The 21,274-nt window shown below is 68.3% G+C and carries 24 protein-coding genes and 1 pseudogene; 14 read left to right on the forward strand and 11 right to left on the reverse strand.

Features of this window, described 5'->3' with window-relative positions:
* The first annotated feature begins 29 nt into the window (after positions 1–29).
* Complete coding sequence (locus FN976_RS11615; RefSeq protein WP_145893196.1) at positions 30–1,625, forward strand: AmpG family muropeptide MFS transporter; 1,596 nt, start codon at positions 30–32, stop codon at positions 1,623–1,625.
* Here FN976_RS11615 and FN976_RS11620 read toward each other — a convergent pair.
* Positions 1,618–3,072, reverse strand: a complete 1,455-nt coding sequence (locus FN976_RS11620; RefSeq protein WP_145893197.1) for a class I adenylate-forming enzyme family protein — start codon at positions 3,070–3,072, stop codon at positions 1,618–1,620. The genes FN976_RS11615 and FN976_RS11620 overlap by 8 nt on opposite strands.
* Positions 3,073–3,171: 99 nt before the next feature.
* Between FN976_RS11620 and FN976_RS11625 the strand changes: the two genes are divergently transcribed.
* On the forward strand, positions 3,172–3,885 hold the full coding sequence (locus tag FN976_RS11625) for a response regulator (RefSeq protein WP_145893198.1): 714 nt from the start codon (positions 3,172–3,174) through the stop codon (positions 3,883–3,885).
* Between the two features lie 16 nt (positions 3,886–3,901).
* Positions 3,902–5,086 (forward strand): sensor histidine kinase, encoded by a 1,185-nt coding sequence (locus tag FN976_RS11630; RefSeq protein ID WP_145893199.1) that lies wholly within the window; start codon positions 3,902–3,904, stop codon positions 5,084–5,086.
* Between the two features lie 299 nt (positions 5,087–5,385).
* Here the strand turns inward: FN976_RS11630 and FN976_RS11635 are convergent, their stop codons facing one another.
* The 4 genes from FN976_RS11635 to FN976_RS11650 all read right to left on the reverse strand — a co-directional run bounded on the left by FN976_RS11635 (position 5,386) and on the right by FN976_RS11650 (position 8,077).
* The gene (locus FN976_RS11635) at positions 5,386–5,853 is read right to left on the reverse strand and encodes a MerR family transcriptional regulator (RefSeq protein WP_145893200.1); all 468 of its coding nucleotides are present in this window, start codon (positions 5,851–5,853) and stop codon (positions 5,386–5,388) included.
* Between the two features lie 15 nt (positions 5,854–5,868).
* On the reverse strand, positions 5,869–6,141 hold the full coding sequence (locus tag FN976_RS11640) for a hypothetical protein (protein ID WP_145893201.1): 273 nt from the start codon (positions 6,139–6,141) through the stop codon (positions 5,869–5,871).
* Positions 6,142–6,276: 135 nt separating this feature from the next.
* Positions 6,277–6,891 (reverse strand): carboxymuconolactone decarboxylase family protein, encoded by a 615-nt coding sequence (locus tag FN976_RS11645; protein WP_145893202.1) that lies wholly within the window; start codon positions 6,889–6,891, stop codon positions 6,277–6,279.
* Positions 6,884–8,077, reverse strand: coding sequence for a YbfB/YjiJ family MFS transporter (locus FN976_RS11650; protein WP_145893203.1), 1,194 nt, complete (start codon positions 8,075–8,077; stop codon positions 6,884–6,886). The genes FN976_RS11645 and FN976_RS11650 overlap by 8 nt, the downstream gene beginning before the upstream one ends.
* Positions 8,078–8,143: 66 nt before the next feature.
* On the opposite strand from FN976_RS11650, the gene FN976_RS11655 reads away from it, so the two are divergent.
* A complete protein-coding gene (locus FN976_RS11655) occupies positions 8,144–8,995 on the forward strand; it encodes a LysR family transcriptional regulator (protein ID WP_145893204.1) in 852 nt (283 codons plus the stop codon).
* On the opposite strand, the gene waaF is transcribed toward FN976_RS11655, so the two are convergent.
* The 6 genes from waaF to radA all read right to left on the reverse strand — a co-directional run bounded on the left by waaF (position 8,992) and on the right by radA (position 13,849).
* Positions 8,992–9,969: a lipopolysaccharide heptosyltransferase II gene (gene waaF / locus FN976_RS11660; protein ID WP_145893205.1), complete on the reverse strand. Its 978-nt coding sequence runs from the start codon at positions 9,967–9,969 to the stop codon at positions 8,992–8,994. The genes FN976_RS11655 and waaF overlap by 4 nt on opposite strands.
* Positions 9,970–10,062: 93 nt before the next feature.
* Positions 10,063–10,287 (reverse strand): zinc-finger domain-containing protein, encoded by a 225-nt coding sequence (locus FN976_RS11665; protein ID WP_145893206.1) that lies wholly within the window; start codon positions 10,285–10,287, stop codon positions 10,063–10,065.
* A 2-nt stretch (positions 10,288–10,289) separates the two neighbouring features.
* A complete protein-coding gene (locus tag FN976_RS11670; protein WP_145893207.1) occupies positions 10,290–11,228 on the reverse strand; it encodes a branched-chain amino acid transaminase in 939 nt (312 codons plus the stop codon).
* Between the two features lie 37 nt (positions 11,229–11,265).
* Positions 11,266–11,688, reverse strand: coding sequence for a glycerate kinase (locus FN976_RS11675; RefSeq protein WP_145893208.1), 423 nt, complete (start codon positions 11,686–11,688; stop codon positions 11,266–11,268).
* Positions 11,685–12,476, reverse strand: coding sequence for a metallophosphoesterase family protein (locus FN976_RS11680; protein WP_145893209.1), 792 nt, complete (start codon positions 12,474–12,476; stop codon positions 11,685–11,687). Before FN976_RS11680 ends, FN976_RS11675 begins: the two co-directional genes overlap by 4 nt.
* On the reverse strand, positions 12,473–13,849 hold the full coding sequence (gene radA / locus FN976_RS11685; protein WP_145893210.1) for a DNA repair protein RadA: 1,377 nt from the start codon (positions 13,847–13,849) through the stop codon (positions 12,473–12,475). Before radA ends, FN976_RS11680 begins: the two co-directional genes overlap by 4 nt.
* Positions 13,850–13,936: 87 nt before the next feature.
* On the opposite strand from radA, the gene hpaR reads away from it, so the two are divergent.
* The 10 genes and pseudogenes from hpaR to FN976_RS11735 all read left to right on the forward strand — a co-directional run bounded on the left by hpaR (position 13,937) and on the right by FN976_RS11735 (position 21,269).
* Positions 13,937–14,368, forward strand: coding sequence for a homoprotocatechuate degradation operon regulator HpaR (gene hpaR / locus FN976_RS11690; RefSeq protein ID WP_145893211.1), 432 nt, complete (start codon positions 13,937–13,939; stop codon positions 14,366–14,368).
* Positions 14,365–14,988: a fumarylacetoacetate hydrolase family protein gene (locus FN976_RS11695; RefSeq protein WP_145893212.1), complete on the forward strand. Its 624-nt coding sequence runs from the start codon at positions 14,365–14,367 to the stop codon at positions 14,986–14,988. Before hpaR ends, FN976_RS11695 begins: the two co-directional genes overlap by 4 nt.
* On the forward strand, positions 14,985–15,731 hold the full coding sequence (locus FN976_RS11700; protein WP_145893213.1) for a fumarylacetoacetate hydrolase family protein: 747 nt from the start codon (positions 14,985–14,987) through the stop codon (positions 15,729–15,731). The genes FN976_RS11695 and FN976_RS11700 overlap by 4 nt, the downstream gene beginning before the upstream one ends.
* Positions 15,732–15,735: 4 nt before the next feature.
* On the forward strand, positions 15,736–17,193 hold the full coding sequence (gene hpaE / locus FN976_RS11705; RefSeq protein WP_145893214.1) for a 5-carboxymethyl-2-hydroxymuconate semialdehyde dehydrogenase: 1,458 nt from the start codon (positions 15,736–15,738) through the stop codon (positions 17,191–17,193).
* The gene (locus FN976_RS11710; RefSeq protein WP_145893215.1) at positions 17,193–17,519 is read left to right on the forward strand and encodes an aromatic ring-opening dioxygenase subunit LigA; all 327 of its coding nucleotides are present in this window, start codon (positions 17,193–17,195) and stop codon (positions 17,517–17,519) included. Before hpaE ends, FN976_RS11710 begins: the two co-directional genes overlap by 1 nt.
* 2 nt (positions 17,520–17,521) lie before the next feature.
* Entirely contained in the window at positions 17,522–18,349 is an 828-nt protein-coding gene (locus FN976_RS11715; RefSeq protein WP_145893216.1) for a DODA-type extradiol aromatic ring-opening family dioxygenase, read from the forward strand.
* A gap of 12 nt (positions 18,350–18,361) precedes the next feature.
* A pseudogene (locus tag FN976_RS11720) lies at positions 18,362–18,757 on the forward strand (5-carboxymethyl-2-hydroxymuconate Delta-isomerase); the annotation flags it as partial.
* Between the two features lie 92 nt (positions 18,758–18,849).
* Positions 18,850–19,650, forward strand: coding sequence for a 2-oxo-hept-4-ene-1,7-dioate hydratase (hpaH, locus tag FN976_RS11725; RefSeq protein ID WP_145893218.1), 801 nt, complete (start codon positions 18,850–18,852; stop codon positions 19,648–19,650).
* Between the two features lie 9 nt (positions 19,651–19,659).
* Positions 19,660–20,469, forward strand: a complete 810-nt coding sequence (locus tag FN976_RS11730) for an aldolase/citrate lyase family protein (RefSeq protein WP_145893219.1) — start codon at positions 19,660–19,662, stop codon at positions 20,467–20,469.
* A 17-nt stretch (positions 20,470–20,486) separates the two neighbouring features.
* Positions 20,487–21,269, forward strand: a complete 783-nt coding sequence (locus tag FN976_RS11735) for a class II aldolase/adducin family protein (protein WP_145893220.1) — start codon at positions 20,487–20,489, stop codon at positions 21,267–21,269.
* Positions 21,270–21,274 lie beyond the last annotated feature (5 nt).

Raw genomic sequence — 21,274 nt, forward strand, 5'->3', positions numbered from 1 at the left:
GCGAATCATATCGACGCGTTTTCACCACCATGTCAGACCGCACCGCAAGCTCAGCCCAGACCGCGACCGCTCCACCCCGCTGGAGCGACGCGATGCGCGTCTACCTGCAGGCGCCCATGCTGCGCATGCTGTTCCTCGGGTTCGCGGCGGGCCTGCCGCTGCTGCTGGTGCTGGGCACCTTGAGCTTCCGCCTGCGCGAAGCCGGCATCGACCGCGCGACCATCGGCTTCCTCAGCTGGGTCGGCCTGGCCTACGCATTCAAGTGGGTGTGGGCGCCCCTGGTCGACCGCGTGCCGGTCCCCCTGCTGTCCCGCGCCCTGGGCCAGCGCCGCGCCTGGCTGCTGACGGCGCAGCTGGCCATCATCGCGGGCCTGGTGGGCATGGCCATGGCGGACCCGCGCGAGGGCCTGCAGGCGATCATCTGGTGCGCCGTGCTGGTGGCTTTCGGCTCCGCCACCCAGGACATCGCGCTCGACGCCTTCCGCATCGAGTCCGCCGCCAGCGACCAGCAGGCCGCGCTGGCGGCCACCTACCAGACGGGCTACCGGCTCGCCATGATCTGGGCCGGCGCCGGCGTGCTGTGGATCGCGGCCCGCGCCGAAGTGGCGGACGTCACGTCTTACCAGCACGCCGCCTGGCGGACCGCCTACTTCGTGATGGCCGGCTCCATGCTGGTCGGTGTGCTCACGGTGTTCTTTTCGCGCGAACCGTTGCCGCGCGATGCGCAGGCGGACCGCTCGCTGCGGGCCGGCGTGGCGCAGCAGCTCGCGCGCCACGGGCTGAACTTCAGCTGGCCGCAGGCGCTCCTGTTCGTGGGGCTGGCGGGCCTGATGGTGGCGATGGTGCGCGCGCCGCTCGGCGCGATCGGCTGGCCGGAAGCCGGGCTCTACGTGCTGGCGCTGGTCGTCGGCGGGGCGGGGTTGTGGCAAGGCTGGGGCGCGGCGCGCCCGCAGCACGTGAACGTGCCGGCTTCCATCGCGCCGGGCGTCGCCTGGCTGCAGGTTGTCGTGGTCGAGCCCTTCGCGGAGTTCCTGCGCCGCTATGGCTGGCATGCCTTGCTGATCCTGGCGCTGATCTCGGTCTACCGCATCAGCGACATCGTCATGGGCATCATGGCCAACCCGTTCTACGTGGACATGGGCTACACCAAGGACGAAGTGGCCGCCGTCACCAAGATCTACGGCGTCATCATGACGCTGGTGGGCGCCTTCGTCGGCGGCGTGCTGTCGATGCGCTTCGGCGTGATGCGGGTGCTGATGCTGGGCGCCATCCTGAGCGCCGCCAGCAACCTGCTGTTCGCCTGGCTGGGCACGCGCGGCCATGACGTGACCGCGCTGGTCCTGATCGTCTCGGCCGACAACCTCTCCAGCGGCATCGCCTCGGCCGCCTTCGTGGCCTACCTGTCGGGGCTCACCAACATCGGCTACTCGGCCACGCAGTACGCGCTGTTTTCCTCGGTCATGCTGCTGTTGCCGAAGTACCTGGCCGGCTTTTCCGGCCAATACGTCAACGCCCACGGCTACGTCAACTTCTTCACCGCCACCGCCTTCCTCGGGGTGCCGGTGCTGCTGCTGGTGTGGCTGGCGTCCAAGGCCACGCCGGTGGGGGCGGAGGCGGTCAGGTAGGCGAGCCGACCGCGCGCGCCAGCGCCTGCCGCTGCAGCTTGCCCAAGGCCGTCTTCGGCAGCGACTCGAGCCGGAACCAGCGCCGCGGCAACTTGAAGCGCGCCAGCCTGGCTTGCAAGTGCGCGAGCAGCTCTTCGTCGCTGGCGGCAGCGCCGGCATGCAGCACGACGGCGGCCGCCACCATCTCGCCCCAGCGCGCATCCGCGAGCCCGAAGGCTGCACATTCCGCCACGGCCGGATGCGAGGCCAGCGCCTGCTCGATCTCCGCCGGGTGGATGTTCTCGCCGCCGGAGATGATGAGGTCCCTGGCGCGGCCGACGATGGTGTAGCTGCCGTCGGCGGCCTGCTGCGCGAGATCGCCGGTGGCGAACCAGCCATCGGCGTCACGCGCGGGAATGTCGGGCCAGTAGCGGTCCACCACGTTCGGCCCCCGCAGCAGCAGTTCGCCCGCGTCGCCGTGGCGGTCGCCCAGGCGCGCCTCGACGCCGGGCACCGGCCAGCCGCAGGAGCCCACGTGGTCGAACGCGCGCTCCGGCGGCAGGGCGATGGAGAACGGCCCGGTCTCGGTGGCGCCGTAGACGTTGCAGACCGGCACGCCGCGCGCGTGGAAGGCTTCGACCAGCGGTGCCGGCAGCAGGCTGGAGCCGGCCCAGACCGCGCGCAGGCCACCCAGGCCGGTCGCGGCCCAGCGCGGGTGATCGACCAGCGCCTTCATCGTCGCCGGCACCTGCAGCGTCAGTGTCGGCCGGTCGCGCTCGATGGCGTCCAGGGTGTCCTCCGGCGTGAACCGGGCGTGCAGCAGCACGCGGGCACCGGCATGCAGCGCGGGCAGCGTCTGGATGCACAGGCCGCCGACGTGGAAGACCGGCAGCACGGTGAGCACCGTGTCGGCCGGCCCCAGTTGCTGCGCCGCCGCCGCCAGCCGCATGTTGGCCAGCAGGTTGGCTTGCGTGTGCACCGCGGCCTTGGGGCCGCCGGTCGTGCCGGAGGTATAGACCAGCAGGACGGGCGCGTCCTCGGCGGCGTGGTCGGGCGCCTCCGGCGCCTCGGCGTCGAGGGCTTCTACGCCGTGGGCTGCGATGCCGGCGCGCCCGGCCAGCGCCTGGGCCGCCGCGGACCAGGTCGCGTCATGCACCAGGTGGCGCGGCGTGCAGTCGGCGAGGAGCTGGTCCCATTCGGCCGGTGCCAGGCGGAAGTTGAGTGGCAGCAGCGTGGCGCCGATGCGCGCCAGGCCGAACAGCAACGCGATCATGGCGGGATGGTTGCCACCGAGCCAGGCGACGCGGTCGCCGGGGCGCACACCCCAGGCATGCCAGGCGACCGCCGCGGCGCGCCCGGCCCAGGCGTGCAGTTCGTCGTAGCGCCATGTCCGCTGATCGAAGACCAAGGCCTGCGAATCCCCGTGATGGCGCAATATGTGGGGAAATACCGGGTTCGAAGCGGCCATTTACCTAACTTTACTGGCTCTTCGCCTCTGGGAGTCGGGCCAACTTCACCATGTAAAGACAGGCCGCCAATGTGGCGGCCAATTCACTACCATTCCGCCATGCAGCAACTTTTGATGATCGAAGACGACACCCGCCTCGCGCAGATGGTGGGTGAGTACCTGGAGCGATCCGGCTTCGGGGTGTCGCACGCCGCCGACGCCAAGGCCGGCCTGCACATGCTGACCGAACCGCCGACCGGCGCCGCGCCCGATCTCGTGGTGCTCGACCTGATGCTGCCCGACATCGACGGCCTCGAGGTGTGCCGCCGCGTGCGCGCACTGCCGGGCGACACGGGCAAGGTCCCGGTCCTGATGCTCACGGCCAAGGGCGACCCGATGGACCGCATCGTCGGGCTGGAACTCGGCGCCGACGACTACCTTCCCAAGCCCTTCGAGCCGCGCGAGCTGCTGGCGCGCATCCGTGCCATCCTGCGCCGCCGCACGGACGGCGCCCCGGTGCCTGCCAAGACCATGCGCTTCGGCTCGCTGGAGATCGACCGCGACGCCCGGACCGTCACGGTGAACGGCGCGCCCTGCGAACTCACGTCCTACCAGTTCGACCTGCTGGTCGTGCTGGCCGAGCGCGCCGGCCGCGTGCTGACGCGCGACCAGATCATGGAAGCCGTGCGCGGCCGTGAGCTGGAAGCGTTCGACCGATCGATCGACGTGCACATGGGCCGCATCCGCGCGGCCATCGAGGCCGACGCCAAGAACCCGAAGCGCATCCTCACCGTGCGCGGCGTGGGCTACGTGTTCGCCAAGCAGCAGGACTGAAGCCCGCAAGCCCCGGATGAACCCCTGGAACGCCCAGTGGCGGTTTCCGCTTTACCTGCGGATCTGGATCGCCGTGATCGTGGCGGTGGGGGTCCTGACCTTCGCCTTCGGCTGGCTCTGGCAGCAGAACCGGCAGCAGACGCCGGAGCGCGAGATCATCATCCTCAACCAGGCCGACGAAGTCATCGGCCAGAGCAAGGTGCGCCCGACGCGCACGCCCGGGCGCGGTCTCGAGTTCGACGTGGAAATGAAGGATGGCAGCACGCTCACGGTGCAGATCCCGCCGCGCCCGCGCCGGCCGGGTGAAGGTCCGTCGGGCCGGTCCTGGCTGCCGCGTGGCACCACGGGCATGTTGTGGCTGCTCGGCATCGTCGCACTTGCCGTGGTGGTCGGCAGCTATCCCATCATCCGGCGGCTGACCCAGCGTCTGGAGGAATTGCGGCGTGGGGTCGAACGCTGGGGCGATGGCGACCTGAGCACGCGCGTCGAGGAAAAGGGCAACGACGAGGTGGCTTTCCTGGCGCGCCGCTTCAACCATGCGGCCGAACGCGTCGAGGTGCTGCTGCAGTCGCACAAGTCGCTGCTGGCCAATGCCTCGCATGAACTGCGCTCACCGCTGGCGCGCATCCGCATGGGACTCGAACTGATGGTGCCCGAGCCGTCGCCGCGGTCACGCGACGAGATCAAGCGCAGCATCGCCGAACTCGACCAGCTGATCGACGAGATCCTGCTGGCCAGCCGGCTCGACGCGCGCGAGTCCGACATCGGCACCGTCGAGCCCGTGGACCTCACCGGGCTGGCCGCCGAGGAATGCGCGCACGCCGGAGCCGAACTGGAGCTGGGCGAATCGGACCAGTCGGTCGTCGTGCCCGGCGTGGCCAAGCTGCTGCGCCGCATCGTGCGCAACCTGCTGGAGAACGCCCGCCGCTATGCCGACGGCCCGGTGCATGTCTTCGTGCAGCGGCAGGGGGCCAGCGCCATACTGAAAGTGTGCGACCGCGGCCCCGGTGTACCCGCGGCGGAACGCGACCGGATCTTCGAGCCCTTCTATCGCATGAAGGGCGCGAGCGAGCGTGAAGGTGGCGTCGGCCTGGGCTTGGCACTCGTGCAATCCATCGCGCAACGGCACCATGGCTCGGTGCGCTGCGAGGACAACCCGGGCGGCGGCGCCTGCTTCATCGTCACGCTGCCCTGCAACTAATTGTTGTGGCGTGTAAAAGAATCATGCAGCCCTCGACCCCGGTAAAAAAAATCACCAAGATCGATGCCATGGATGGGGCAGGCGGCGAGCTTTTCCCATAAATGGAGGATGCGGCGTTTGGCGCCGTCCTCTAGAGTTGCACTCAGCCTGTCACGCATCGGTCCGCTTCGGACCTTCGGATTCAAGTCTCCCAACGACGTCCTTCCAAGGACTTGATACAGCCACCGCGAGGTGGCTGTTTTTTTGGGTTGTGTGAATCGCCCGACCACCACTCATCGGGCCTGGCGCCCAGCCCTGCGCTAAGAGCAGCACGAGCGTGCGGAGTTGGCTCGCGTGCTCGGTCCATGGTCGGGCGCCGCCAGGTCCTCGAGGATGGTGCAGTCCGCCGCCAGACCTCCGGCGCACGCGGCGTCGCAACTGCGGACGAATGCGGAGAGGCCGGCCTGCAAAGCCTGGAGCTCAGCGAGCTTCTTCTGCACCTCCTGCAGGTGGGTTTGGGCGATGTCCCGCACCTCGACGCAATCCCGGTCGGGCTCATCGACGAGACCCACCAGCTCGCGTACCTGCTCGATGGTGAATCCGAAGTCCCGGCACCGCCTGATGAAGGCGAGTCGCCGGATGGCCGCATCGTCGTAGTGCCGCTGGTTGCCCTCGGTGCGCGGAGCGGGCGGCAGCAGGCCCACTTCTTCGTAGTACCGGATGGTGGGCACGCTGCAGCCGGTCTGCTTGGCCGCTGCACCGATGGAGTTCGCCAGAAGTGCGCTCATGCCCTTATCCTAATGTCAGCCGCAGGACGTGCCCGGGCAGCCACATCCGCCCGAGGCGGATTGGGTGGCGCGGCTGCGCCGCCAGGCGACGACAACAGCCACGGCGGCAAGTGCAACACCGGCGATTGCGAGCGGTACCCACGAATCGAGGTACGCGCCGAGGGCTCCCGCCCCGCCGGCGAGCAGGCCGGAGCCGACGCCCAGTGCCGCCATCCCGCCGATGATGGGCCCCGCGCAGCAGGCCGCGCATGCGGCTGCGGCGCCGAGAACGAGTTTCCAAGGCTTCATGTGAAACGACCTTTGATGCGAGGGCAAGCCGCCCACGACAGGAAGATAGGACCTCAAGTGGCTTGAGGTGCAAGCGCCAAGTGCAAGAGAAGCCGGAACCTCAGCAAGGACCCGCCCCGAAACCGTTGGCCTCGCCTACTGCGGGAAGGGGTCGATGCCGGGCCCTGCCGCACTGGCCAACGCCGGTGTCCGCGCCACGTTCATCACCCACGACACCATCACGAAGTAGCCGAGCAGCGACGCCAGCTCGACGACGCCCGGCTCGCCGAACTGCTGCAGCGCGCGCGCATAGGTGGCGTCGCACACGCCGTGGCTTTGCAGGAGCTCGCGCGTGAAGTCGAGGGCGGTCTCCTCGTCGGCGGCCAGGTCGCGCGGCCGGGCCCCGGCGCGCAACGCCTCCACCGCGGCGGCGCTCACGCCCGCCTTGACCGCCAGCGGCGCATGCATGGTCCATTCGAACTGGTTGCTCACGTGACGTGCCGCGGCGCAGGTGGCGAGTTCGCGGATGCGCACGTCCAGCACGCTGTCGAAGCGCAGGTACTCGCCGACCTTGGCCACTCGGTCGAGCAGCACCGGGCTGCGCAGCAACGGCAGGAAGGGGCCATAGACCCCTTTGCGTGGTCCGTCGATCAGTGCCTGCGCGGCCTGGCGCTGGGCATCGTTCATGGCGGCCGTGGCGGGCAGCGGCAGGCGATCGCCGCCGGGCTGGCTGCCGCCTTGCGGCAGGCCTTGGGTCGAGGGGTCAGGCATTCGCGGTCTCCTGGGTTGCGGTTTTCTGAAGGGTACGGCGCCACAGCCACACGGCGCTGCCGAATAGTGCCAGCGCTCCGGCCTGCAAGGCGAGGTCAAGGCCTTGCGCGCCCCAACGCGGCACCAGCAATGCCGACGTGGCGGGGCCCGCGATCTGGCCGGCCGCGAAGGCGGCCGTGATGCGGCCGACCCAGAGCGCCGCTTGCGCCGGGGCACGGGCGCGCATCTCCTGCACGCCGGCGAGCGTGATGACCATGAAGGTGCCGCCCACCAGCAGCGCCGAGGCGGCGATGGTCGCGCCGTTCAGCCACAGGCTGGGCAGCAGCACACCGACGCCCATGGCGAACTGGCAGGCGGCCCAGACCTGCAGCCGCGATGCGTGGCGCTGGACCCAGCTGGCGAGCAAGGTGGACAACGCCGCCGTCGCGCCGAAGAGCGGCCAGGCCAAGCCGAACAGCCGCGGATCGTCGACCACGCCGCGGGCCAGCGCCGGCAGGAAGGTGGCGGGCAGGATGTAGCCGAAGCCCATGAGTCCGTAGCAGACGACCAGTCCGCGCATGGCGCCGTCGCCCTGTGTCGGTGTTGCGGATGGCGCTTGGGCCGGTCCAGCGGCTGGTTCCAGCCGGACGAGCACCCACACCACCGGCACCATCAGCAGCAATGCCAGGGCGCCCAGGTGCAGCCAGAGGGTCGCGGCCGGCCAGCCGGATGCCGCGCCCACCAGGCAATAGAGGCCCGTGAGCGCGATGCCGCAGCCGACGCCCGCGTAGACCCATGCGCCCAGTTGCTGCCGCTCCCGCCGCGCGAGCGTGCCCAGGCACCAGACGCTGGTGGCCACGAACACCCAGGCGGACGCGGCACCGGCCAGGAAGCGCAGCACCAGCCACGGCGCAACGCCCGGCCAGGCCATCGCCGCCGTCAGCGCGGCGGTGGCGGCCAGCGCGACGCGCGCGAGCGTTGGCGCGGTCCAGGGCATGCGCGCCGCGGTCAGCGCACCCGCCAGGTAGCCCGCGTAGTTGGCTGCGGCGAGCCAGCCGCCGAGCGCCACGTCCAGCTGGCCCTCGCGCGCCATCAGCGGCAAGAGCGGCGTGAACGCGAAGCGGCCGATGCCCATCGCGGCCGCGAGCGACAGCGCGCCGGCGAGGACGACCGCCCAGGGGGGCGCGGGCAGGGAGCGGCTTGTCATGGAGGTCGATTGAATCCAGAATCGTGCTGCGTGACAAATGAATAAAACTGGAGCATCGTTCTTTTCATGAGAACCATCGATCTCGACAGCCTCGACATCTTCCGTACGGTGGTGCAGGAGGGCGGCGTGATCCGGGCCGCCAACAAGCTCAACCGCGTGCAGTCGAACGTCACGACCCGCATCAAGCAGCTGGAACAGCGCCTGGGCCGCACCTTGTTCCGCAAGCAGGGGCGCGGTCTGGTGCTGTCACCCGAGGGCGAGCTGCTGCTGTCGTACGCGCAACGGCTGTTCCGCCTGGCCGACGAGGCCGAGAACGAGCTGATGAGCGGTCGCGCGATGGGCGTGCTGCGCATCGGGTCACTGGAGAGCACGGCGGGCAGCCGGCTCGCGCCGCTCCTTTCGCGCTTTCATCGCCAGCACCCCGGCGTGGTGGTCGAACTCGCCACCGGCACCACCGGGGCGCTGCTGCAGCGGGTGGCGAATTTCGAGATGGAGGCCGCCTTCGTCTCCGAGCCCTTCACGCCGAACGGCCTGTCGTCCATGAAGGTGTTCGACGAGGAGCTGGTGCTGATCACGGGCAAGGACGTGCCGGCGGTGCGCCGCACGGCGGACCTGGATGGCATGACGCTGATCGCATTCTTCTCGGGCTGTTCCTATCGCAAGCGCGTCGAGGAATGGCTGGGTGTGGCCCCGGCACGCACGCTGGAGCTCGCGTCGTACCAGGCGATGATTGCCTGCGTGGCCGCCGGCACGGGATTCGCCGTGGTCCCGCGTTCGTTGCTGGTGGCGCTCAAGGCGGCGAACGAGGTGCGGCAGCACGAGCTGCCGGCGCGCATCCGCAAGAACCGCACGCACCTCGTCTGGCACGGGACACCGTCGACGGCACTGCAAAGGTTGCAGGAACTGCTGGAAGGCTAGAGCAGCGCCAGCACGCGCTCCGCGGACACGTCCGTCAGGCAGCGGAAGTGCCCCAGCGGGCAGACCCGCTCGAAGCACGGCGCGCAGTCCAGCGGCGGCTGGTAGGCCGGGTCCTGTTTCAACCAGACCACTTGCGCTCGATCGCTGAGCGGCGGCGTGTGCAAGGGGCTGGACGAGCCGAACAGCGCCACCTGCGGCACGCCGAAGGCGGCGGCCACATGCATCAGGCCCGAATCGTTGCTGACCACGTGGCGCGCGCCGGCGGCCAGCGCAAACGCGTCGAGCAGCGCAGTCTTGCCGGCCAGCTGCAGGACACGATCCGGCGCCCGGGCCGCGATCTCCTCGCAGAACGGGACGTCCTTGCCCGAGCCGAGCAGCACGATGGTTTGCTGCAGCGACGCGGCCAGCTCGCCGTAGTGCGGCCAGCGCTTGGCCGGGCCGAACTCGGCGCCGGGCGCGAAGACGACGTAGCCGCCGGCGGCCAGGCCGTGGGCCTGCAGCACGGCGTCGACGTTGGGGGCAGGCAGCCGCAAGGCCGGCCGGTCAGCCTCGATGCCTGGCTCGCCACTGAGCGCCGAATAGAACGCCACCATCGGCGGCTTGGCCTTCGGGTTCTTCAGGCGGTGCGTGAGCAAGCCCACCCGCGCTTCGCCCAGGTAGCCGATCCGCTTGGGGATGTCCGCGAGGAACGGCAGCAGCGCGCTCTTCAGCGAATTCGGCAGCACGTAGGCGGCGTCGAAGCGGCCCTGGAGCTGCTTGCCCAGGCTGCGTCGCGCCTTCAACTGCAGGCCGCCGTGCTGGAACGGGAACTCGACGACCTCGTGCACCTGGGGCATCGCCCGGTAGACCGGCGCCACCCAGGGCAGCGCACCCACGGTGAGCCGCTCGCCGCGCGCGTGCAGGCGGCGCAGCAACGGCTCGGTCATCACCGCGTCACCGATCCATTGGGGGGCGATGATCAGCGCGTTGGGCAAGTGTTGTCATTGCGGGCTTGACCCGCAATCCATGGTGGCAAGGTGCGACGCATCGATGGATCCCGGATCAAGTCCGGGATGACAGGCAGGGGGTCAGTGGTGACCGCCGAAGTGCTCACCCTCTTTCAGCTGGTAGAGGGTTCCGCAATACGGGCACTTCGCCGCACCTTTCGCGGCCACGTCCAGGTACACCTTCGGATGGCTGTTCCAGATCTTCATGTCGGCCTTGGGGCTGGGGCAGAAGATGCCGCCATTGCCGTTCAAATCCTTGGCGAGCAGTTCGACGACGGCTTGCTTGCGCTCGGCGGTGCTGCTCATGTTCAGACCTTGGTCAGCCAGTGGGCGTACTTGGGGTTGCGGCCGTTCACGATGTCGAAGAAGCCGCTCTGGATCTTCTCCGTGATCGGGCCGCGCTTGCCAGCGCCGATCTCCACGCGGTCGAGTTCGCGGATCGGCGTGACTTCGGCGGCGGTGCCCGTGAAGAAGGCCTCGTCGGCGATGTAGACCTCGTCGCGCGTGATGCGCTTCTGCACGATCTCCAGGCCGAGGTCCTTGGCGATGTGGAACACGGTGTTGCGCGTGATGCCGTTCAGCGCGCCGGCCGACAGGTCGGGCGTATAGATCTGGCCGTCCTTGATGACGAAGATGTTCTCGCCGGCGCCTTCGGAGACGAAACCCGAGCTGTCCAGCAACAACGCTTCGTCGTAGCCGTCGTCCAGCGCTTCCATGTTCGCCAGGATCGAGTTGCTGTAGTTGCTGACCGCCTTGGCTTGCGTCATGGTGATGTTGACGTGGTGCCGCGTGTAGCTGGAAGTCTTGACGCGGATGCCGCGCTGCATGCCTTCCTCGCCCAGGTAGGCGCCCCAGGGCCAGGCCGCGACCATGAGGTGGATCTGGTTGCCGCGCGGGCTCACGCCCAGCTTCTGCGAACCGATCCAGGTGAGGGGGCGCAGGTAGCAGCTTTCCAGCTTGTTCTCGCGCACCACCTGCTTCTGCGCCTCGTTCACCTGCTCCTTCGAGAAGGGAATCTGCATGCGCAGGATCTTGGCGCTGTTGAACAGGCGGTCGGTGTGCTCGGTGAGGCGGAAGATCGCCGTGCCGTTGACGGTGTTGTACGCGCGGACACCCTCGAACGCCCCGCAGCCGTAGTGCAGCGTGTGGGTGAGCACGTGGATCTTGGCGTCGCGCCAGTCGACCAGCTCGCCGTCCATCCAGATCTTGCCGTCGCGGTCGGCCATGCTTGGTACTACCGGGCTCATGTTCGTCCTTTGGGTGGAATCGCTGAAACCGGCAATTTTAAGGCGCGGCGGGAGGCGGACCGTCCGGCGCGACCGGCGGGCGATGCAGCTCCCATTTGGTGAGCTTGCCGTCGGCGAATTCGCAGGTGACGTGCGAGCCGCCGGCATCCGTCCAGCGGAAGATCTCCGGCTGCGCCTCCTTGGGGCTTTGCAACTCGCCCAGCGACCGCGTCATGGCCAGCACGTGCAGCAGATTGACGCCGGGCCGCAGCTTGGCGTTGAGCATGACGGCGCTGTCGCAATAGCCGATGGGCCGTGCCGACGCCCGCTGCAGCACCTTCATCATGCGGGTGAAGTGCAGCAGCGCCCACATGACGATGCCGCCGGCGGCCAGGGCCACGCCTTGCCAGCCGGCCGCTTGCCAGGCCGCGGCCACCAGGCCGGCGCCGAGGATGGGGATTGCGATCTTCTGCCAGTTCATGCGGCGATTGTCGCGGGGCGCGGCGGCATCCGGCCTGTGGCCAATGCGTAGGCCCAGTCCGGCCGGCCGCGCTCGGCGGCCAGCCGGGACTGCGGCTCCCATGCATAGGGGACCGCGCACAGCCGCGCCGTCCAGCCCTGCGCACGCTGCTCCAGCAGCGCGTAGCGAGCGTGCGGCGTGCCATTTTCGACGTGGTGATCATGCGGCTGGTCCCAGTGGAAGGCCTGGAGGCCGACGCTGCCGGGATTGACGACCAGGCTGCCACCGCACTGCACGGCGCGAGCGACATGGGTGTGGCCGCAAAGGATCAAGGACGCGCGTGTTTCGCCCAGCCTGGCACGCACTTCGTCGTCGGTGGCGGCACGCAGGCCGTTGCTGCCGTCTCGTCCGAAGCCGGGCGTCGCGGTTTCGAGCCAATACAGCAGGTCACTGGAGGGCGTGCCGTGAACCAACAGCACGTCCTGGCTCAGCTGCAGCACGGGGGGCAGGCCGCGCAGCCACGTCCAGTGCTCGTCGGTCAGCTGCGCGGCGGTGTAGCCGTCGCTCGTTGCCAGGTCCGGCGCGGCGCCGGTGTCTCGCAGCCGGAGCAGCTGCCGCTCGTGGTTGCCGGCGATCGTCGGAAAGCCCTTGGCCATCAGCAGGCCGGCCGTCTCGGCCGGCTGCAGGGGACCGCTGAGGATGTCCCCCAGGTTGACGATCTGATCGACCTCCTGCGCGGCGATGTCATCCAGCACCGCCTCCAGCGCGGACAGGTTGCCGTGGATGTCGGAAATGGCGGCCAGCTTCACGCGAGTCCCCGGACGACCTCGAGCGCCTGTTCGATGCGTTCCACGGGGTGGATCGTCAGCCCTTCGAATTCGCGGCTGTTCGCTTTCGGCGCATTGGCCTTGGGCACGATCGCGACCGAGAAGCCGAGCTTCGCGGCTTCGCGCAAGCGCTCTTGGCCGCGTGGGGCGGGCCGCACTTCACCCGCCAGGCCCACTTCGCCGAAGGCGAGAAAGCCCTTGGGCAGCGCGCGACCACGCAAGGACGAGGTGATGGCCAGCATCACCGCCAGGTCGGCCGCCGGTTCGCTGATCCGCACGCCGCCTACGGCGTTGACGAACACGTCCTGGTCCATGCAGGCCACACCGGCGTGCCGGTGCAGCACGGCCAGCAGCATCGCCAGCCGGTCGCGGTCCAGGCCCACGGAGAGGCGCCGCGGACTGGGCCCACCGCTGTCCACCAGCGCCTGGATCTCCACCAGCATCGGCCGGGTGCCCTCCAGCGTGACCATGACGCAGCTGCCCGGCACCGGCTCGCTGTGCTGCGACAGGAAGATGGCGCTGGGGTTGCTCACGCCCTTCAGCCCTTTCTCGGTCATCGCGAACACGCCGATCTCGTTGACCGCGCCGAAGCGGTTCTTGATCGCGCGCACCAGGCGGAAGCTGCTGTGGGTGTCGCCCTCGAAATACAGCACGGTGTCGACCATGTGTTCCAGCACGCGCGGGCCGGCCAGCGCACCCTCCTTCGTGACGTGGCCCACCAGCACGATGCAGGTGCCGCCGGCCTTGGCGGCACGCGTGAGATGGGCCGCGCACTCCCGCACCTGGGCCACCGAGCCGGGCGCCGACGTGAGCTGGTCCGAATACACCGTCTGGATCGAGTCGATGACCGCGATCAACGGCTGCTGCGCGGCGATGGTCGCCTGGATCTTCTCCAGCTGGATTTCGGCGAGCACCTTCACCTGCGAGCGGTCCATGCCGAGACGCCGCGAGCGCAGCGCGACTTGCGCCCCGCTCTCTTCGCCCGTGACGTAGAGCGTGGGCACGCCAGCGCGCTGCAGGCCGTCCAGCGCCTGCAGCAGCAGCGTCGACTTGCCGATCCCGGGGTCGCCACCGATGAGCACGACGCCGCCTTCCACGATGCCACCGCCGAGCACACGGTCGAGCTCGGAGATGCCCGTGGGCGTGCGCTCGATGTCGGCCGCCTCGATGTCGGCCAGCACGGCGACCTCGGAGGCGGGTGCCAACGACGCGAACCGGTGGCGGGCCGCCGCCGCCGGCTCGGCCGTGCTTTCGATGAGCGTGTTCCAGGCTCCGCAGTGGGGGCATTTGCCCTGCCACTTGGGACTGGTGCCGCCGCATTCGGTGCAGCTGTAAACCGTCTTGTCTTTCGCCATGGGCGGAGTGTAGGGTTGTGGGCGGCGGGGCTTGAACGGGATCGCCAATTCATTTAACATGTTAAATAACAGCTTCGCAACCGAACCGTGAGCACCACCTTCGTCCATCGCAACCTGCCGCGCCTGCTGCTGCAGGCACGTGAGTCCGTGATGGCGCACACGCGGCCGAGCTTGCGCGAGCACGGCCTGTCCGACCAGCAGTGGCGCGTGCTGCGCGTTCTTGGGGAGCATGGCACGGTGGAGACGGGGCGGGTCGCGCGCGAGGCCTACATCCTCGGACCCAGCCTCACGGGCGTGCTGGCGCGCATGGAGCGCGACGGCCTGATCCGGCGCGAACGCGACCCGGCGGACCAGCGCCGTACGGTCGTCGAAGCCACCGCCAAAGGAATGAAGATGGTGGGGCGGCTGTCGGACACCATCGAAACGCACTACGAGTGGCTGGAGAAGTCGCTCGGCAAGCAGAAGCTGGCGCAGCTCTACCAGCTGTTGGACCAGCTGATCGAACTGGAGCAACCATGAGCGTGATCGAACGCGGGACTGTCTACGGGACGCTGATGAACTTTCGCGGCGAGCTCGACGCCATCGGCGCGAAGATGAGCGAGCCGCCGTACAAGGCGCCGCCGCAGGCGCCCGTGCTGTACGTGAAGCCGGCGAACACGTGGAGCGAGAACGGCGCGGTGATCCACCTGCCGGCGCACGTGCCCGAGGTCGAGATCGGCGCCACCGTGGCGATGGTGATGAAGTCGGCCACCGAGGTTGCCGGCTACATCCTCCTGAACGACCTTTCGGTGCCGCACGACAACTTCTTCCGTCCGCCGGTCAAGACCAAATGCCTGGACGGCTTCCTCGCCATCGGCGACCGCGTGCGCGCGCGCAATGAGGCAGGCGATCCGGCGGTCTTCAAGCTGCAGGTGAAAGTCAACGGTGAACTGAAGCAGACCGTGCGCTTCGCCGAGCTGGTGCGTTCGGCCGACAAGCTGCTGGCCGACGTGAGCGAGTTCATGTCGCTGCGCCCCGGCGACATGCTGATGCTGGGCTGCGACACCGGCCGGCCGCGCGCCCGCGCCGGCGACCGGATCGAGATCAGCATGCCGGCCCTGGGCACGCTGGCCAACACCCTCGCCGCGGAGGCCGCATGAAACACGCACGCGTGCAGTTCGAAGGCGTGATGCACGGCGCGCAGGAGCGCGACGGCCAGTTGCTGCTGGACGACGGCCGGCTGGTCGCGCAGGACGCCGTGACCTGGCTGCCGCCGCTGTCCAAGCTCGCGCGGCCGCGCACCATCCTCGCCCTGGGCCTGAACTACGCGGATCACGCGAAAGAGCTCGCCTTCAAGCCGCCGGAGGAGCCGCTGGTGTTCCTGAAAGGCGAGAACGCCTTGAATGGCCACCGCCAGTTCACGAAACGCCCGGCCGGCGTGCAGTTCATGCACTACGAATGCGAACTCACGGTGGTGATCGGCAAGATGGCGAAGAAGGTCAGGCGCGACGACGCCTACGACTTCATCGCCGGCTACACGGTGGCCAACGACTACGCGATTCGTGACTACCTCGAGAACTGGTACCGGCCCAATCTGCGCGTGAAGAACCGCGACGGCGCGACACCGCTGGGCCCCTGGCTGGTGGACCGCGCGGACATCGGCAACCCGATGGGGCTGGCGCTGCAGACCACGGTGAACGGCCAGGTCACGCAAAGCGGGAACACGAAGGACATGATCTTCGACGTGCCCTTCCTCATCGAGTACTTCTCCAGCTTCATGACGCTGCAGCCTGGCGACCTGATCCTGACTGGCACGCCGGATGGGGTGGTCGATTGCAAGGCGGGCGACGTCGTCGTGACCGAGATCGAGGGCCTGGGTGCCCTCATGAACACCATCCAATAGCACCATGCGCATCGACCACCTGATCGCCGGCCGGACGGTCTCCGGCAAGGATTACTTCACCACCGTCAATCCGGCCACGCAGGAAGTGCTGGCGGAAGTCGCCTCCGGCGGCGAGTCGGAAGTGAACGCCGCGGTCGCTGCCGCGAAAGAGGCCTTCCCGAAGTGGGCTGCGCTGCCCGCCCCGCAACGGGCAAAACTGATCCGCAAGCTGGGCGACCTGATCGCCGCGCACGTGCCGGAGATCGCGCAAATGGAGACCAACGACACCGGCCAGGTGATCGGGCAAACCGGCAAGCAGCTGATCCCGCGCGCGGCCGACAACTTCACCTACTTCGCCGAGATGTGCACCCGGGTCGACGGCCACACCTACCCGACCGAAACGCACCTGAACTACACGCTGTTCCATCCGGTCGGCGTCTGCGCGCTGGTGTCGCCCTGGAACGTGCCCTTCATGACGGCCACCTGGAAAGTCGCCCCCTGCCTGGCCTTCGGCAACACGGCGGTGCTGAAGATGAGCGAGTTGTCGCCGATGACGGCGGCCCGGCTCGGTGAGCTGGCGTTGGAAGCGGGCATTCCCGCCGGCGTGCTGAACATCGTCCACGGCTACGGCAAGGACGCCGGCGAGCCGCTGGTTCGCCACCCGGACGTGCGGGCCATCTCCTTCACCGGCTCCACCGCCACGGGCAACCGCATCGTGAAGGAAGCCGGGCTGAAGAAGTTCAGCATGGAGCTGGGCGGCAAGTCCCCCTTCGTGATCTTCGACGACGCGAACCTCGAGCGCGCGCTCGACGCGGCAGTCTTCATGATCTTCTCCAACAACGGCGAGCGCTGCACCGCCGGCAGCCGGATCCTGGTGCAGAAGTCGATCTACGCCGACTTCGCGCAGAAATTCGCGGCGCGCGCCCGCAAGATCGTCGTCGGCGATCCGCTGGACGAGAAGACCACCATCGGCCCGATGATTTCGCAGGGCCACCTGGCCAAGGTGCGCAGCTACATCGAGCTCGGCCCGAAGGAAGGCGCGACATTGCTGTGCGGCGGCCTGGATGCGCCGCTGCTGCCGGACCGTGTGAAGAAGGGCAACTACGTGCTGCCCACCGTCTTTGCGGACGTGGACAACCGCATGCGGATCGCGCAGGAAGAGATCTTCGGGCCGGTCGCGTGCCTGATTCCCTTCGACGACGAAGCCGATGCGGTGGCCAAGGCCAACGACATTCCCTACGGCCTCTCCAGCTACGTGTTCACCGAGAACATCGGCCGCGCGCACCGCGTGGCGGCCGGCATCGAAGCCGGCATGTGCTTCGTCAACAGCCAGAACGTGCGCGACCTGCGCCAGCCCTTTGGCGGCACCAAGGCATCCGGCACGGGCCGCGAAGGCGGGACCTGGAGCTACGAAGTCTTCTTGGAGCCGAAGAACATCGCTGTGTCGCTCGGCTCGCACCACATCCCGCATTGGGGAGTGTGATGTCCCTCTACGCCGCGCAGAAATTCCTGTACGACCTGAACCGCGACGCCGCGGTGCAGCGCCGCTATCGAGAAGACAAGGACGCGCTGCTGGCGGCATACGACCTGGACGACGAGGAACGCGCGGCCATCCGCGACGGCGACATCGGCAAGCTCTACGTGCTGGGCTGCAATGGGCAGTTGCTGATGCACTTCGCGCCGCTGCTCGGCATCCCCTGGGCCGACTACCTGGAGGCCATGCGCGATGGCGTGCGCAAATACGGTCCCGTGCGCGCAGGCATCTACGCGATGACGACCGGCACCAATGAGAAAGTCGCGGGAGTCTGAGCATGCCCCTGGTATTCGCAGGCGTCTGCAGCCATGCCCCCGGCATCACCGGCCGGGCGCACCTGGCCGATCCAGCCGTCAAGGATGAATTCCACGCCCAGTTCCGCCGCATGGGCGAAGAGCTGGAAGCCGCCAAGCCCGAAGCGGTGATCGTGATCGCGGCCGAGCACTTCGCCAACTTCTTCATGAACAACATGCCGGCCTATGCGATCGGCATGGCGGACTGCTACGAAGGCCCGATCGAAGACCCGCAGTGGCTGGGCATCCAGAAGACCCGCGTCCCCGGCAACGCCGCGCTGTCGCAGCGCCTGATCCGCGAAGTGATGCAGACCGTGGACGTGTCCTACGCCGAGGAATGGAAGTTCGACCACGGCATCATGGTGCCGCTGCACTTCCTCACGCCCAAATACGACAAGGCGATCATCCCGGTCAACATCAATTGCCAGGGCCCGCCGCTCACGCCGCTGCACCGTGCCTGGGCGTTCGGCGAAGCGTTGCGGCGCGCCTGCGACGCCGCGCCGGAGCGCATCGCCCTGGTGGGTACCGGCGGCATTTCGCACTGGCCCGCCACGCCCGACTCCGGCAAGGTCAACTGGGACTGGGACCGCGAGTTCATGGACCGCTGGTGCGCCAACGACCGCGATGCCCTGCTCTCGCGCGAGCGCTACAACGACGAGGCCACCTACCGCGAAGCGGGCCAGGGCGGCTTCGAGATCCGGACCTTCATCACCGTGGCGGCCGCCGCGCGCGGGCAAGGCACGGTCCTGCACATGAAGCCCATCCCCATCTTCGCGGTCACCTGCACGGCGGCCACGATGAGCATCCAATAGGCGAGGCCCCCCATGCCCCATCTCGTCATCCTCTACACGCCCAATCTCGAGGGCAGCACGAATCTCGACGCCCTTTGCCGGTCGCTCGCGGACGCCATGCTGGCCGTGCGCGACGAGGACGGCCAGCAGGTCTTCCCGACGGGCGGCACGCGCGTGCTGGCCTTCCCCGCGGCGCATTACGCCGTGGCCGACGGCAAGAATGACTATGGCTTCATGTACCTCAACCTGCGCATGGGCGCGGGCCGCAGCGACGCGGTGAAGAAGCAGTCGGGCGACACGGTGCTGGCCACGGTTCAAAGGCACTTCGCGCCGATTTTCGAGAAGAGCCTGATCGGGATCACCGTGCAGGTGGATGAGAGTCCCGGCCAGGTGTATGACGCGAAGCACAGCACGCTGCACCCGCTGTTCCATCCTGCCGTCATTCCCGCGCAGACGGGAATCCAGGGCATTAAACCGGAAGGCGGAAGCTCTGGATTCCCGCCTCCGCGGGAATGACGCACATGCTGACTCACGAACTCATCGCCCAACTGGCGGCCGAACTGGACCAAAGCGAAAAATCGCGCGTGCAGGTCGAGCACTTCTCCAAGCGCCACCCCGGCATGACCGTCGAGGACGGCTACGCCGTCTCGCGCGCCTGGGTCGCCAGCAAGATCGCCGCCGGCCGGAAATCCATCGGCCACAAGATCGGGCTGACCTCGCGCGCCATGCAGATCTCCAGCCAGATCGACGAGCCGGACTACGGCACGCTGCTGGACGACATGCTGTTCGCCCCGGGCGACATCCCCACCCAGCGCTTCATCGCGCCGCGGGTCGAGGTCGAGCTCGCCTTCATCTTGAAGCGCAGGCTCGAAGGCGACAAGATCACCGTCGATGACGTACTGGCGGCTACGGACTACGTGACGCCCGCCATCGAGATCATCGACGCCCGCATCGAGCAGTTCGATCGCCATACCAAGGTGATGCGCAAGGTGCAGGACACGATCAGCGACAACGCCGCCAACGCGGGCATCGTGTTGGGTGGGCGCAAGGTGCACCCCAGGGAAGTCGACCTGCCCTGGTGCGGCGCCATCCTGCGGCAGAACGGCGCCGTTGAAGAGACCGGGCTGGCCGCCGGGGTGCAGGGGCATCCCGCCATCGGCGTCGCCTGGCTCGCCATGAAACTGGCGCCCTGGGGCGAATGCCTGGAGGCGGGCGAGATCGTGCTGGCCGGGTCCTTCACCCGTCCGGTCGCCGCGAAGAAGGGTGACCATTTTGACGCCGACTACGGCCCGCTCGGCCGCTTCGAATTCCTTTTCGCCTGAAAGGCCACGATGCAGACTCCCGCCAATTCCTTCAAGCAGGCCATCCGCGACAAGCGCGCGCAGATCGGCCTCTGGCTCGGCCTCGCCGGCTCCTACAGCACGGAAATCTGCGCGGGAGCCGGGTTCGACTGGCTGCTGATCGACGGCGAGCATGCACCGAACGACCTGCAGAGCATCCTGCACCAGGCGCAGATCATCGCGGGCTATCCGGGCACGCACGCCATCGCGCGCGTGCCGCAGGGCCACGGCCACGTCGGCCAGGCGCTGATCAAGCAGTACCTCGATCTCGGCCTGCAGACGCTGCTGGTGCCGATGGTCGACACGGCGGAACAGGCGCAGGAACTCGTGCGCTCCATGCGCTACCCGCCCGACGGCGTGCGCGGCATGGGCGGCGCGCGTGCCTCGCGCTGGGGCCGCTACGCCAACTACGGCAAGGAAGCCAACGCGCAGGTCTGCCTGCTGGTGCAGGTGGAAACGCGCGAGGCCATCGCCAACCTGGACGCGATCCTTGCGACCGAAGGTGTCGATGGCGTGTTCATCGGCCCCGCCGACCTCTCCGCCGCCTTCGGCCATGTCGGCAACCCGGGCCATCCGGAAGTGCAGGCACTGATCGAAGACGCGATCCGCCGCATCGCCGCGGCCGGCAAGGCCCCGGGCATCCTGATGACCGACGAGAAGCTGGCGCGCCGCTACCTCGAACTCGGCGCGCTGTTCGTGGCGGTCGGCCTGGACAACAACATCCTCGCACGCGGGACGACGGAGCTGGCGGCGAAATTCAAGAGTGGCGTGCAAGCGATGGCGCCCAGCAAGACGTATTGAGACCCAAGGAGCAAGACATGAATGCCGTGATGAAGCCGGCGGCGCAGGCCGCGATGCACCCCGACGAATGGAAGACCCGGCTGGAACTCGCCGCCTGCTACCGCATGTTCGCGCTGCTGGGCTGGACGGAGATGATCTACAACCACATCACCGTGCGCCTGCCCGACAGCGTGACGGGCGGCGAGAAGCAATTCCTGATCAATCCCTTCGGCCTCCACTACAGCGAAGTGACGGCCAGCAACCTGCTGAAGATCGACTTGCAGGGCCGCAAGCTCGATGCCGACAACCCCTGGCCGGTGAACCCCGCAGGCTTCACGGTGCACTCCGCCATCCACGACGGCCTGCCCGACGCGCACTGCGTGATGCACACGCACACCACCAACGGGCTCGCCGTGGCCTGCACGCAAGGCGGGTTGGCGCTGAACAACTTCTACTCCGCGCAGTTGCACGGCATGGTGGCGTACCACGACTTCGAAGGCATCACGGTGCACGCCGACGAGGCACCGCGCCTGCTGAAGAACATGGGCGACAAGCCGGTCGTCATCCTGCGCAACCACGGCCTGCTGTCCTGGGGCCGGACGCTGCCGCTGGCTTTCGTGCGGCTGTGGACGCTGCAGCGCGCCTGCGACGTGCAGGTGGCACAAGCCGGCCTGGGCCCGGCGATCCCTGTTTCCGAAGCTGTCGCGATCAAGACGACGCACGACTCGTTCCAGTGGGACCAGAAATTCGGCGCCGGCCAGGACGTGTTCGATGCGCTGGTGCGCCAGGTCGACCGCATCGACGCTTCGTACAAGAACTAGCACGC

The organism is Caenimonas sedimenti, assembly GCF_007833165.1.
Taxonomy (GTDB): Bacteria; Pseudomonadota; Gammaproteobacteria; order Burkholderiales; family Burkholderiaceae_C; genus Ramlibacter; species Ramlibacter sedimenti.